The sequence below is a fragment of the Pseudoduganella sp. OTU4001 genome, assembly GCF_038440195.1.
Taxonomy (GTDB): Bacteria; Pseudomonadota; Gammaproteobacteria; order Burkholderiales; family Burkholderiaceae_D; genus Rugamonas.
Genome location: NZ_JASATG010000002.1, coordinates 148,595 through 160,201, shown reverse-complemented (window position 1 = coordinate 160,201; position 11,607 = coordinate 148,595). Strand labels below are relative to the sequence as shown.

Here is an 11,607-nt window from a genome sequence, read left to right as displayed (position 1 = left end):
TGAAAGTAACATTGCAAAATAAGTAATGATGTAACATTGCAATTCCGCAGACTTAACAAGGAATTGAAGTGCGCATTTCGACTTACCTGGCCAGTCTGTTGGCGGCCATCGCGCTCAGCGCTTGCGGCGGCGGTGGTAGCAGCAGTACTCCTGTCCCGCCGGCACCGGCGGCCATCACCAGCCAGCCCGCCGCGCAATCCGTGACGGCAGGGCAGAGCGTCACCTTCACCGTTGCCGCCAGTGGCAGCGGCCTCACTTACCAATGGCAGCGCAACGGCGCCGACGTCGCCGGCGCCACTGCCGCCAGCTACACCTTCACGCCGCAGCTGGCCGACAACGGCAGCAGCTGGACCGTGATCGTCAAGAGCGGCATCAGCACGCTGGCCAGCACCCCGGCTATCCTGACCGTCAAGGCCGCGCCGGGCATTACGCTGTTCGCCGGCGCGCTGGGCGGGCAGGGCAACCTGGACGGCAAGCCGGGCCGCCTGTTCTTCGCGCGCGCGGTCGCGGTTGCACCGAACGGCGTGGTCTACCTGCCGGACAATGGCCGCATGCGCACCGCGACCATGGGCACCGATGGCACAGCCACGCTGGCCACCGCGCCGGGTTTGGTGATTGACGGGCGCACGCTGGCAATCGACGCCGACGGCAACCGTTACGACCTGTTCGGCCGTTCGGTGCGCAAGACCACGCCAGCTGGTGTGGAGAGCTTTGTGGCCGGCGTCGCCGACCAGTTGGGCAACGCGGACGGCATGGGTACTGCGGCGCGCTTCGGCGATCCGGGTGCGCTGGCCTTCGACAAGGTCGGCAACCTGTATGTCACCGACCTGTACTACCGCAGCGTGCGCAAGATCGCGCCATCGGGCGCAACCACAACCTTGGCGACCGGGGTCGATGTGGATCGCTATATCAGCGTTGATGGTGCTGGCAACGTACTGGTGGCGACGGCCACTGTGCTGCGCCGCATTGCACCGAACGGCACGGTGAGCGTGCTGGCGGGCGTCGAACAGCCGGCCGGCGCCTTGGCCACGCCTGTGGACGGTAGCGGTAGCGCGGCCCGCTTCGGCTCAATCAGTGGCGTGGCGGCAGACGCGGATGGCACTGTGTACGTGTCTGACAGTGGCTTGATCCGCAAGGTGACTGCGGCTGGCGTCGTGACTACGCTGGCGGGCAAGACCGGGCCATGCAAAGCGGCGGACGGCAAAGGCAACCAGGCCTGTCTCGATGGCCTGGCGGGCCTGGCGCTCGACAAAGCCGGCAACCTGTTCGCTGCCTGCAGCGAGGTGCTGCGCAAGATCACGCCAGATGGCACGGTGAGCACAGTCTCAGGCAAAGCCGCCGAGTACGATGTGGTGAATGGTTCGCTGGTGTCCCCGCCATTGAATTTTGTGCGTGGGCTCGCGATCGACAGCAAGGGCGAGGTACTGGCGCTCGGCGACGTAGTGTACAAAGTCGGCAAGGACGGATCGGTCAAGCCGGCCGGCCTGGCGACGGTAACGCCCGCTGGCAGCCCAATCCGATACTTCCTGGCTGGGGCAAACTTCGGCGGCAGCATGGTGGCGTTTTCCGGTGGCGCCATCAGCCGGGTGAACGCGGATGGTTCGCTGACCTGGCTGGCGGGCAAGGAGGGCGATATGCGCGTGGCTGACGGCAGTGCTGCCGAGGCGCGCTTCAATTCCGTAGCCCACGCGCAGTTCGATACCGCCGGCAATCTGTATCTGTACGATGCGGTGCGGCTGCCCAATGCCAGCCATATGCAATCGGTGCTCCGCAAGCTGACGCCAGCCGGTGTGGTGAGCACGGTGCAGCAGACCAGCTACCTGCTCGACTCGGTCGATGCGCGCGGCAACAGCCATGTGCTTGAAGCGAACACGGCAAAGTTCGGGCAGGATCTTGTCCGCCTGGCGCCGGATGGCACGCGTACGGTACTGCTGTTCTACGGCTATGGGGGAATCGATGCGGTGCCCGTCGCGATCGCGGTGGACAGGGATGGCAATGTGTATGTGGCGGAGGGCAGCGGCGGTACCTCGGTCGTGGTGCGCAAGGTCAAGCCGGACGGCAGCTCGAGCATCATCCTCGGCAAGGCAGGCTCATATGGTGTTGAGCTGGGACCGCTGCCGGGCAGCCTGGCGCAAATCCAGGCCATGGCAGTCGACAAGGACGGCGTGCTCTATATCGCCAGCGAGCAAGCCATCCTGCGCATCACGCAATAAGGATCAGGCGCCGGCCCATGGCAGGCCGGCCTTGCACCAGCCGCTGACGGTCTTGCGATGGCCGTCGGCGTCCTTATCTCCCTCAAAGCCTTCCAGGATATCGAAGCACTGGGTGTAGCCGGCTTCGGTGGCGGCCTTGGCGGCGTGGCGCGAGCGTACGCCGGAGCGGCACAGGAACACGATCACGGTGTCCTTGCCCGGTACGGCAGCGGCCAGCTGGCCCTGGAAGTCCGGGTTCGGCGTGCCGCCCGGGTAGAGATTCCACTGCACCGCCGCCTGCTGCTCGGCCGGCAAAGACACCCGTCCTACCCAGTCGCGTTCGGCATTCGTGCGCACGTCCACCAGGCGCACATGCGGGTCACTTTTCAGCAGTTCATAGGCTTCTTGCGGGGTCACCGCACCGGCATAGGGCAGGGAAGTGTCGCGTTTGCGTGCACGGTCGAGAATCTCACTGGAACTCATGGTTTTTCCTTTATGATGACTGCACCACAACGATGCATTTGCATTAATCGGTGCGACTATGCACCAGATTGGTGCGATAATCGGAAAACGCACTCGCATGGTGCGCATTTTCTGCACTGCTTGCCGGGAATTTGCTGGCATGAATCCTGCTTAATGTACCACCAGCGTTGGCCGCGCCCAAGAGGTAGCGGCGCTTTTTTCACTTAGGAGATATGCAATGGCAATGACCGCCGCAGACGTTCTGAAGATGGTAGCAGATCACGAAGTCAAGTTCGTGGACTTCCGTTTCGCCGATACCCGTGGTAAGGAACAGCACGTAACCGTGCCAGTTTCCGCTTTCGATATGGACAAGTTCGAATCGGGCCACGCCTTCGACGGTTCCTCGATTGCCGGCTGGAAAGGCATCGAAGCTTCGGACATGATCCTGCTGCCAGACCCAGCGACTGCCAACATCGACCCGTTCATGGAAGAGACCACCCTCTTCATGCAGTGCGACGTGATCGAACCGTCGGACGGCAAGGGCTACGACCGCGACCCACGCTCCATCGCCAAGCGCGCTGAAGCCTACCTGAAGTCCTCCGGCCTGGGCGATACCGCCTACTTCGGCCCAGAGCCAGAATTCTTCATCTTCGACTCCGTCAAGTGGCGCATCGACATGTCCGGCTGCATGGTCAAGATCGACTCCGACGAAGCTTCCTGGTCGACCGACAAGGACATCGAAGGCGGCAACTCCGGCCACCGTCCAACCGTGAAAGGCGGCTACTTCCCAGTGCCTCCAGTCGATTCCTTCCAGGACATGCGTTCCGAAATGTGCCTGATCCTGGAACAGATGGGCATCCCGGTCGAAGTGCACCACCACGAGGTGGCTGGCGCTGGCCAGAACGAAATCGGCACCAAGTTCTCGACCCTGGTTGAGCGCGCCGACTGGACCCAGAACCTGAAATACATCGTCTGGAACGTGGCTCACTCCTACGGCAAGACCGCTACCTTCATGCCTAAGCCAGTGGTGGGCGACAACGGCTCCGGCATGCACGTGCACCAGTCGATCTGGAAAGACGGCAAAAACCTGTTCGCAGGCGACGGCTATGCCGGCCTGTCCGACTTCGCGCTGTACTACATCGGCGGCATCATCAAGCACGCCAAAGCGCTGAACGCGATCACCAACCCAGGCACCAACTCGTACAAGCGCCTGGTGCCAGGCTACGAAGCTCCAGTGAAGCTGGCTTACTCGGCCCGTAACCGTTCCGCTTCGATCCGTATCCCGCACGTGGCCAATCCAAAAGGCCGCCGCGTGGAAGCGCGCTTCCCGGATCCACTGGCCAACCCATACCTGTGCTTCGCTGCACTGATGATGGCCGGCCTGGACGGCGTGCAGAACAAGATCCACCCAGGCGAAGCAGCGTCCAAAGACCTGTACCACCTGCCACCGGAAGAAGATGCACTGATCCCAACCGTGTGCGCATCGCTGGAAGAAGCCCTGGACGCACTGAACAAAGACCGTGAGTTCCTGACCCGCGGCGGCGTGTTCACCGATTCGATGATCGATGCCTACATCGAACTGAAGATGACCGAAGTCACCCGCATGCGCCAGACCACCCACCCGGTTGAGTTCGACATGTACTACTCCCTGTAATCGGCAACTTTGCTGAACAAGCAAAACGCGAGGTAAGCCCAGCTTCCCTCGCGTTTTTTTTCGGATGTTGTATAGTCGGGGCATGAACACTCGCACTCTCGTATCTGGGCTGGCGTTGCTGGCCGTGAGTGGCGCAGCGCAGGCGCAGCAAATTTACCTCTGCGTGAATGCCGAAGGCCGCAAGGAGTTGACCGATACCCGCAAGGGATCGCACTGCAAGCCGCTGGACCTGCCAGGCGCCTCGATTCCCGCGCCGGCCGGCGCCGCGCGCCGCAGCGCCGCACCGTCCGCCGCACCGGCGGTGGCGCCGTCCAATTTCCCGCGCGTCGACAGCGCCGAGCAAAAGGCGCGCGACGCCGACCGCCGCGCCATCCTGACCGACGAACTCAACACCGAAAACCGTAAGCTGGCGGATTTGCGCAAGGAGTTCAACAACGGCGAGCCTGAACGCCGTGCCGACGAGCGCAACGCCGCCAAATACCAGGAGCGCGTGGCTGGCCTGAAGGACAGCATTGCGCGTGCAGAACAGAACGTGGAAGCGCTGAAGCGCGAGCTTAGCAATATCAAATGACCCCAGACAGCACTGCCAGCTTCCGGCCCGCTGACCTGGCAGGGCTGGACCTGCTGGCATCGGCCGTGGTCGTCGTGGACCGCGGCGGGCATATCGTATACATCAATGCAGCCGGCGAGAACCTGCTGGAATCGTCGCTGAAAGCACTGGCGCGCCAGCAGCTGGGCGGCCTGTTCGCGCAGCCGCTGGAACTGGAGCACATCGTCACGCAGGCGCGCGACCACAAATTCTCCGACGTGCGCCAGGAGCTGGTGCTGGAGCGCGCCGGGCGCGAAGCGCTGCATGTGCACATCATCGCCAGCGCGCTCGACCAGCCGGATGGCGCGGTGCTGATCGAGCTGCGCGAGATCGTGCAGCAAATGAAGCAGGACCGCGAGGAGCGCCTGCTGGACCAAAGCCAGGTCAACAAGGAGCTGATCCGCAACCTGGCGCATGAAATCAAGAATCCGCTGGGCGGCATCCGTGGCGCGGCGCAGCTGCTGGAAATGGAACTGCCGCCGCTGCACCTGACCCAATTGCGCGAATACACCCAGGTCATCATCAAGGAAGCGGACCGCCTGCAAACCCTGGTGGACCGCCTGCTGGCGCCGCACCGCCGGCCGCACATCGTGGGCGACGTCAACATCCACGAAGTGCTGGAGCGGGTGCGCAGCCTGATCCTGGCCGAGTTCCCGGTCGGCCTCACCATCCGCCGCGATTACGATGCCTCGCTGCCGGAATTCCGCGGCGACAAGGAGCAGCTGATCCAGGCCGTGCTGAACATCGCCCACAACGCCGCGCATGCGCTGGCGGCGCGCATCGAATACGGCGATGCCGAGATCATTTTCCGCACCCGCGTGGCGCGCCAGATGACCCTGGCCAAGGTGCGCTATCAGCTGGCATTAGATTTGCATATCATCGATAACGGACCGGGCATCCCGCCCCAGATCCGCGACCGTATCTTCTACCCGCTGGTGTCGGGCAGGGATGGCGGCAGCGGCCTGGGACTCACCCTGGCGCAAACCTTCGTGCAACAGCACATGGGCGTCATCGAGTGCGAGAGCCGGCCCGGATTGACCGACTTCCGGATCTTATTGCCTTTGCCTTGATAACGAATACATGAAACCAATCTGGATTGTTGACGACGACGAATCGATCCGCTGGGTCCTGGAAAAAGCCCTGGCGCGTGAAAACCTGGCCACGCGCAGTTTTGCCAACGCACGCGATGCGGTGGCCGCGCTGGAACACGAGACGCCGCAAGTGCTGGTGTCCGACATCCGCATGCCGGGCGATTCCGGCCTCGACCTGCTGCAGCTGGTCAAGCAGCGCCATCCCGGCCTGCCGGTCATTATCATTACCGCCTTCTCCGACCTGGACTCCGCCGTGGCGGCGTTCCAGGGCGGAGCGTTCGAATACCTGGCCAAGCCTTTCGATATCGACAAGGCGGTCGAGCTGATCCGCCGCGCGCTGGAGGAAAGCCTGCGCGAATCGAGCATCGAATCGGGCCCGGCCGACACGCCGGAAATCCTGGGCCAGGCGCCTGCCATGCAGGAAGTGTTCCGCGCCATCGGCCGCCTGTCGCAGTCGAATGTGACGGTGCTGATCACCGGCGAATCCGGTACCGGCAAGGAGCTGGTGGCGCGCGCCCTGCACAAGCACAGTCCGCGCGCCGAGCAGCCGTTCATCGCGATCAACACGGCGGCGATTCCGAAAGACTTGCTGGAATCCGAACTGTTCGGCCATGAACGCGGCGCCTTCACCGGCGCCCAGACCACGCGCCGCGGCCGCTTCGAGCAGGCCGAGGGCGGCACCCTGTTCATGGACGAGATCGGCGACATGCCGTTCGATCTGCAGACGCGCCTGCTGCGCGTCTTGTCGGACGGCCACTTCTACCGGGTCGGCGGCCACTCGCCGCTGAAAGCCAATGTGCGCGTGATTACCGCCACACACCAAAACCTGGAGCAGCGCGTACGCGACGGCCTGTTCCGCGAAGACTTGTACCATCGCCTGAACGTGATCCGCCTGCGCCTGCCCAGTTTGAGGGAGCGCCGCGAGGATATCCCCATTCTGGTGCGCCACTTCCTGGTGCAGAGCGCACGCCAGCTGGGCGTGGAAGCCAAGCGTATGAGTGATGCAACCTTGGCATTCCTGCAAGGGCTGGAATTGCCGGGGAATGTGCGCCAGCTGGAAAACCTGTGTAACTGGATCACCGTCATGGCCCCGGGCCAGACGGTCGAGATCAAGGACTTGCCGCTCGAGCTGACGCAGGGCCAGGGGCAGGGCGCCGCGCCTGCCAGCCCGGCCGTAACCGCCGAAAGCGCCATGCCGCAGCATCACGGCAACGTGCAGCCGCTGGCCCCGCCGCCGCTGGCAGCCTCGCCGGAAGGCTGGCTCAGCCTGCTCGAACTGCAGGCGGCCGGCATGCTCAGCAGTGGCCAGCAGGACGTGATGGACGTGCTCGGACGCCAGTTCGAATCGGCCCTGATCCGTACCGCCCTGAAGTACACCCACGGCCGCAAGAACGATGCCGCGATCCGCCTCGGCATCGGCCGCAATACCATCACGCGCAAAATCGCCGAACTCGGGATCGACGGGGCAGCCGATGATTAAAAAATTAATAATATCAACTAGTTAAATAATTCTCACCATTTGTCACTGCCACGCAACAACATTAAGGAAAGTTAAAGCCTGCCGTCTGGAAACGATGCCATTCCGTTTATTGCCATAGTAAGTTACGCACTGTTACGCAGTTGTTACAGCTGTTAGTAACTTTCATATGAGGGAGATAAAAAAGAATGGCTCAAGAGAAAACGTTGTCACGTGCCGTGCGTTTGATTGTAGCTGGCGGCATGCTGGCAAGTGTTGGCGTACCGGCGATGGCACAGGAAAAGATCGAGACTGTGCAAATCACCGGTACCCGCATCACCACCCCAGGTACCACATCGAATAACCCGATTTCTTCGATTTCCGCAGAAGAAATCAAGACCGCCCAGCCGGTTGCTGTCGAAGAATTCTTCAAGGGCCTGCCAGCCGCTGTGCCAGCGATCGGCCCAGGCACCAACAACGGTACTGGCGGTGGCGCCACCATCGACCTGCGCGGCCTCGGCCCGAACCGTTCCCTGGTGCTGGTCAACGGTCGCCGCCTGGTGCCGTTCAACCTGAACGGTACTGTCGACACCAACTCCATCCCGATCGCACTGCTGAACCGTGTTGACCTGATCACCGGCGGCGCGTCCGTGGTGTACGGCGCCGACGCAGTGGCCGGCGTGGCCAACTTTGTGCTGAAGCGCAACTTCACCGGCCTCGACCTGAGCACCTCCTACGGCATGACCACCGGCGACCACGACGGCAAGCGCAAGCGCACCGACCTGACCATGGGCGCCCAGCTGGACGACGGCAAGGGCAATGTGGTGCTGTCGATCGGCAAGACTGTCGCCGATCCAGTGCAGCAGGGTGCCCGCCCATACGGCGTGAGCAACCTGAACTCGGTCACCGGCCTGCCAACCGGCTCCGGCACCACCGTGCCAGCCGCCTTCTCGACCACCCAGGGCACCGGCGGTACCACCGCCCTGGCTGGCGCATGGCAGATCGACCCGGCCACCGGCAAGCTGGTGCAGCCAGTCAAGCTGTACAACACCAACCCGCTGAACTACTACCAGACCGGCCTGGACCGCACCCAGGTCACCACCCTGGCCAACTACCGCATCAACGACCGCGTTGAAGTCTACACCGACGTATTCTTCACCAAGTCCAACGTGTCCTCCACCCTGGCGGAATCGGGCACCTTCAACGGCACCTACCAGGTACCTATCGGCAACCCATGGATGCCGGACGCGATGCGTACCCAGCTGTGCGAACGCCGCGGCATTCCAGCAGCATCCTGCGTGGTGGGTAACACCACCCTGGTGCCGCTGACCGTGGACCGCCGCTTTGTTGAACTGGGCCCGCGCCTGAACGTGTTCGACAATAAGACCCTGCAGTACACCTTCGGCATGAAGGGCGACCTGCCGTACGACTGGAACTACGATATTTCCTGGTCGCGCGGCGAAGCCGAGCAGATGCAGACCCGCGGCAACTGGGGCTCCAACAGCAAGGTGGCCCAGGCCCTGAACGCTGTGTCGAAGACCGCTTGCGTGAACCCAGCCAACGGTTGCGTACCGCTGAACGTGTTCGGCGAAGCCGGTTCGATCACCCCAGCCATGCTGGGCTTCATCAACCTGTCCGCGATCCTGAACCAGAAGGTGGAGCAGGACGTGGCGCTGGCCACCGTGTCGGGTGACTTCGGCGACAAGTTCAAGTCCCCATGGGCCAACGCGCCGATCGGCAGCTCGCTGTCCCTGGAACAGCGCAAAGTCAGCGCTTACACCCAGTCCGACGGCGCATCGCAGACCCAGTCCGAAGTGCTGGGTACCGGTTCGCCAACCCCGGACCGCAAGGGTCAGTTCACCCTGAAGGAAGCAGCGGTTGAATTCGCTGTACCTGTGCTGGCCAACCTGCCGTTCGCCAAGGCCGTGAACGCGGAACTGGGCTACCGCCACACCGAACTGGAAACCCAGACCGGCACCCAATCCTACGGCAGCTGGAAGGTCGGCGGCGAGTGGGCGCCGATCAATATGGTGCGTATGCGCGGTATGGTGCAGATGGCTACCCGTGCCCCTAACGTGAACGAACTGTTCGCACCGCTGGTCACCGGCCTGTCGAACGCGGCAGTCGATCCTTGCCAGGGCGCGAACATCAACCAGGCGCAGGCGAACACCCCGGGCACCCTGTCCAACCTGTGCCGCCTGACCGGCGTGCCACAGTCGGTGATCGGCAGCGTTTCGGCGCCATCGTCCGGCCAGATCAACAACCTGACCGGCGGTAACCCGAACCTGGGCCCTGAAGAAGCCAAGACCAAGACCCTGGGCTTCGTGATCGAGCCGCTGCCGAAGATGGCGATCTCGGTGGACTACTACTCCATCGAAATCAACAAGGCGGTGTCGGCTGCATCGACCACTGACGTGCTGGATGATTGCTACCGCAATAATCCAACCTTCACCATGAACGCAGCCTGCGAAGCGATCGGCCGCAACACCTTCAACGGTACCCTGAATGGTCCTGACTCGAAGGGCGTGCTGACCCCTCGCTCCAACCTGGGCAAGAACAACACTTCCGGCTGGGACTTCAACGTTGGCTACCGCTTCGGCGCGCCAATGCTGGGCCTGGACTCCAAGTGGGGTAACTTCGACGTGTCGCTGACCTACAACCTGGTCAAGGAATTCTCGTTCAAGGCGACCCCGGTCTCGGCGACCCGCGACTGCCTGGGCTACTACTCGGTGGCTTGCTCCAACATCGTCAACGCCCCAGTGGCCAAGCGCAAGTTCAACCAGCGTTCCACCTGGAATATGGGTAACCTGAGCGTGGGCTACAACTGGCGCTACATCGGCGCGGTTGACGAGGAACCAGGCGGCACCGTGTTCCTGCCAGCGTTCTCGCACATCGATGCACACAACTACATCGACCTGAGCGCGAACTACAAGTGGAAGAACATGCGCTTCAACGTGTCGGTGAACAACGCCGCCAACAAGAAGCCGCCTATCGTCGGTGGCAACATCGGTGGTACCGCTCCTAACAGCGGCAACACCTTCCCGCAGACCTATGACGCACTGGGCCGCTACATCACTTTCGGTGCCTCTGTGAAGTTCTAAGTCACACATCAGTAAGAAATACGGTTAAGCTCCGGGGGATTTCCCCCGGAGCTTTTTTTATTTATGGAGCAGGAATGTTGATCAATTGTGTGGCCTACCAGGATGGCCGCAAGCTGGCGGATATCCCGGTGGCCGATATCAGCGACTACGTGGCGCGCGACGACGCCTTCGTCTGGGTCGCACTGCGCGACGCTACGGCCGCCGAGCTGGCGGTGATGCAGGAGGAATTCGGCCTGCACGAGCTGGCGGTGGAGGATGCCGGGCGCGGCCAGCAGCGTCCCAAGATCGAGGAATATGGCGATTCGCTGTTCGTGGTGGTCAAGATGCTGGAACTGCGCGAAGGCGAGCTGCAGGTGGGCGAAGTCGACATCTTCGTCGGCCCCAACTACGTGCTGTCGAACCGCTCCAATTCGACCCAGGATTTCCTCGGCGTGCGGGCGCGCGCCGAACGCGAACCGCACCTGCTGCAGCAAGGCGCCGGCTTCGTGCTGTATGCCCTGATGGACGCCGTGGTGGACCGCTATTTCCCCATCATCGACGCGCTGGAAATGGAGCTGGAAAAGATCGAGGAACGCATCTTCATCCGCGGCTCGCAGCAGGACAATATCGAACGGCTGTACGAACTCAAACGCAAGGTAATGACGGTGCGCCATACGGTGGCGCCGCTGCTGGACGCGATCGGCAAGCTGCACGGCGGGCGCGTGCCGTCGGTCTGCCTGAACACCCAGGAATACTTCCGCGACGTCCACGACCACTTGCTGCGCATCAGCGCCGCCCTCGATACCATGCGCGAGACCATCGGCACCGCGATCCAGGTCAACCTGTCGATGGTGGCGCTGGAAGAGGGCGAGGTCAACAAGCGCCTGGCGGCCTGGGCCGCGATCTTCGCCGTGCTGACCGCCTTTGCCGGCATCTGGGGCATGAATTTCAAGCACATGCCTGAGCTGGACTGGCGCTTCGGCTACCCCGCCGCGCTGACCCTGATGGCTGTTGTTTGCGGCTCGCTGTATCGACGCTTTAAGAAGGCAGGGTGGTTATAGAGGTATATAATTTTTTATAACC

General features: G+C 62.6%; 8 protein-coding genes. 7 read left to right on the top strand and 1 reads right to left on the bottom strand.

Annotated elements, in window-relative coordinates; all coding sequences use genetic code 11:
• The first annotated feature begins 68 nt into the window (after positions 1-68).
• Positions 69-2,213, top strand: coding sequence for an NHL domain-containing protein (locus AAHE99_RS02665; protein WP_342114129.1), 2,145 nt, complete (start codon positions 69-71; stop codon positions 2,211-2,213).
• A 3-nt stretch (positions 2,214-2,216) separates the two neighbouring features.
• On the opposite strand, the gene AAHE99_RS02660 is transcribed toward AAHE99_RS02665, so the two are convergent.
• Positions 2,217-2,675, bottom strand: a complete 459-nt coding sequence (locus tag AAHE99_RS02660) for a rhodanese-like domain-containing protein (protein ID WP_342114128.1) — start codon at positions 2,673-2,675, stop codon at positions 2,217-2,219.
• A 217-nt stretch (positions 2,676-2,892) separates the two neighbouring features.
• On the opposite strand from AAHE99_RS02660, the gene glnA reads away from it, so the two are divergent.
• The 6 genes from glnA (at position 2,893) to corA (ending at position 11,585) form a co-directional block, all read left to right on the top strand.
• Positions 2,893-4,308, top strand: a complete 1,416-nt coding sequence (gene glnA / locus AAHE99_RS02655) for a type I glutamate--ammonia ligase (protein WP_342114126.1) — start codon at positions 2,893-2,895, stop codon at positions 4,306-4,308.
• Between the two features lie 82 nt (positions 4,309-4,390).
• A complete protein-coding gene (locus AAHE99_RS02650) occupies positions 4,391-4,879 on the top strand; it encodes a DUF4124 domain-containing protein (RefSeq protein WP_342114125.1) in 489 nt (162 codons plus the stop codon).
• Positions 4,876-5,967, top strand: coding sequence for a nitrogen regulation protein NR(II) (glnL, locus tag AAHE99_RS02645; RefSeq protein ID WP_342114122.1), 1,092 nt, complete (start codon positions 4,876-4,878; stop codon positions 5,965-5,967). Before AAHE99_RS02650 ends, glnL begins: the two co-directional genes overlap by 4 nt.
• Before the next feature lie 10 nt (positions 5,968-5,977).
• Positions 5,978-7,468 (top strand): nitrogen regulation protein NR(I), encoded by a 1,491-nt coding sequence (ntrC, locus tag AAHE99_RS02640; RefSeq protein ID WP_342114120.1) that lies wholly within the window; start codon positions 5,978-5,980, stop codon positions 7,466-7,468.
• Between the two features lie 239 nt (positions 7,469-7,707).
• On the top strand, positions 7,708-10,545 hold the full coding sequence (locus tag AAHE99_RS02635) for a TonB-dependent receptor domain-containing protein (RefSeq protein WP_342114119.1): 2,838 nt from the start codon (positions 7,708-7,710) through the stop codon (positions 10,543-10,545).
• 74 nt (positions 10,546-10,619) lie between these two features.
• Complete coding sequence (corA, locus tag AAHE99_RS02630) at positions 10,620-11,585, top strand: magnesium/cobalt transporter CorA (RefSeq protein WP_342114118.1); 966 nt, start codon at positions 10,620-10,622, stop codon at positions 11,583-11,585.
• The last annotated feature ends 22 nt before the right edge of the window (positions 11,586-11,607 follow it).

Coding starts and splice junctions, on each gene's coding strand:
- AAHE99_RS02660 (WP_342114128.1), bottom strand. CDS start 2,675: ATGAGTTCCAGTGAGATTCTCGACCGTGCACGCAAACGCGACACTTCC.
- glnA (WP_342114126.1), top strand. CDS start 2,893: ATGGCAATGACCGCCGCAGACGTTCTGAAGATGGTAGCAGATCACGAA.
- AAHE99_RS02650 (WP_342114125.1), top strand. CDS start 4,391: ATGAACACTCGCACTCTCGTATCTGGGCTGGCGTTGCTGGCCGTGAGT.
- glnL (WP_342114122.1), top strand. CDS start 4,876: ATGACCCCAGACAGCACTGCCAGCTTCCGGCCCGCTGACCTGGCAGGG.
- ntrC (WP_342114120.1), top strand. CDS start 5,978: ATGAAACCAATCTGGATTGTTGACGACGACGAATCGATCCGCTGGGTC.
- AAHE99_RS02635 (WP_342114119.1), top strand. CDS start 7,708: ATGCTGGCAAGTGTTGGCGTACCGGCGATGGCACAGGAAAAGATCGAG.
- corA (WP_342114118.1), top strand. CDS start 10,620: ATGTTGATCAATTGTGTGGCCTACCAGGATGGCCGCAAGCTGGCGGAT.